The sequence below is a fragment of the Pseudomonas sp. NPDC089534 genome (genome assembly GCF_044749305.1).
Taxonomy (GTDB): Bacteria; Pseudomonadota; Gammaproteobacteria; order Pseudomonadales; family Pseudomonadaceae; genus Aquipseudomonas; species Aquipseudomonas ekonensis.
On record NZ_JBIVHR010000209.1, the window covers coordinates 1 to 1,834 of the forward strand.

Below are 1,834 nucleotides of genomic sequence, written 5' to 3' on the forward strand. Positions count from 1 at the left end.
TCGTCGACCGCGGACGAATTGCAGTGCGAGTCTGCCGTGCTAAGGCTCCTGTGGGTATCTGATTCATGGCTAACATTCCAACGATTTCTTTCGACGCCATCATCATTGGCGGCGGCGGCGCCGGCATGCGCGCTGCGCTGCAGCTGGCGCAAGGCGGTCACAAGACTGCCGTGATCACCAAGGTCTTCCCGACCCGTTCGCACACCGTGTCCGCCCAGGGCGGCATCACCTGCGCCATCGCTTCGGCCGACCCGAACGACGACTGGCGCTGGCACATGTACGACACCGTCAAGGGCTCCGACTACATCGGTGACCAGGACGCGATCGAATACATGTGTCAGGAAGGCCCGGCCGCCGTGTTCGAGCTGGACCACATGGGTCTGCCGTTCTCCCGCACCGAGACCGGCCGCATCTACCAGCGTCCGTTCGGCGGTCAGTCCAAGGACTACGGCAAAGGCGGGCAGGCTGCCCGTACCTGCGCCGCTTCCGACCGTACCGGCCACGCGCTGCTGCACACCCTTTATCAGGGCAACCTGAAAGCCGGCACCACGTTCCTGAACGAGTACTACGCTGTCGATCTGGTGAAGAACCAGGAAGGCGAGTTCGTCGGCGTGATCGCCATCTGCATCGAAACCGGCGAAACCACCTACATCCGTTCGAAGGCCACCGTGCTGGCGACCGGCGGTGCAGGCCGCATCTACGCTTCGACCACCAACGCCCTGATCAACACCGGTGACGGCGTCGGCATGGCCCTGCGTGCCGGCGTGCCGGTGCAGGACATCGAAATGTGGCAGTTCCACCCGACCGGCATCGCCGGCGCCGGCGTACTGGTCACCGAAGGCTGCCGCGGTGAGGGTGGTTACCTCATCAACAAGCACGGCGAGCGTTTCATGGAGCGCTACGCTCCGAACGCCAAGGATCTGGCCGGTCGCGACGTGGTTGCCCGTTCGATGGTCAAAGAGATCATCGCCGGCAACGGTTGCGGCCCGAACGGCGACCACGTGATGCTCAAGCTCGACCATCTGGGCGAGGAAGTGCTGCACAGCCGTCTGCCAGGCATCTGCGAACTGTCGAAGACCTTCGCCCACGTCGACCCGGTCGTCGCTCCGGTTCCGGTCGTTCCGACCTGCCACTACATGATGGGCGGCGTTGCCACCAACATTCACGGTCAGGCGATCACCCAGGACGCCGAAGGCGTGGATCAGATCATCCCAGGCCTGTTCGCTGTGGGTGAAGTGGCTTGCGTATCGGTTCACGGCGCCAACCGTCTGGGCGGCAACTCGCTGCTCGACCTGGTGGTGTTCGGCCGCGCTGCCGGCCTGCACCTGGAAAAGGCGCTGACCGACGGCATCGAGTACGACGACGCCACCGAAGCCGACATCGAGGCGGCCCTGGCCCGTCTGAACGCGCTGAACAACCGCACCGACGGCGAAGACGTCGCCACCCTGCGTCGCGAGCTGCAAAGCTGCATGCAGAACTACTTCGGCGTGTTCCGCACCGGCGAATACATGCAGAAGGGCATCGCCCAGTTGGCCGAGCTGCGCAAGCGCATCGCCAACGTGAAGATCAACGATAAGTCGCAGGCGTTCAACACTGCACGTATCGAAGCGCTGGAGCTGCAGAACCTGCTGGAAGTGGCCGAAGCCACCGCCATCGCTGCAGAAGTGCGCAAAGAGTCCCGCGGCGCCCACGCCCGTGAAGACTACGAAGACCGTGACGACGAAAACTGGCTGTGCCACACCCTGTACTTCCCGGGTGAGAAACGTGTCGCCAAGCGTGCCGTGAACTTCTCGCCGAAGACTGTTCCGACTTTCGAACCTAAAGTTTAGGTTCG

Annotated in this window: 1 protein-coding gene; it reads left to right on the plus strand. The window is 63.4% G+C overall.

Features of this window, described 5'->3' with window-relative positions:
* The first annotated feature begins 65 nt into the window (after positions 1 to 65).
* The gene (sdhA, locus tag ACIP0B_RS28445) at positions 66 to 1,829 is read left to right on the plus strand and encodes a succinate dehydrogenase flavoprotein subunit (protein WP_400838528.1); all 1,764 of its coding nucleotides are present in this window, start codon (positions 66 to 68) and stop codon (positions 1,827 to 1,829) included.
* Positions 1,830 to 1,834 lie beyond the last annotated feature (5 nt).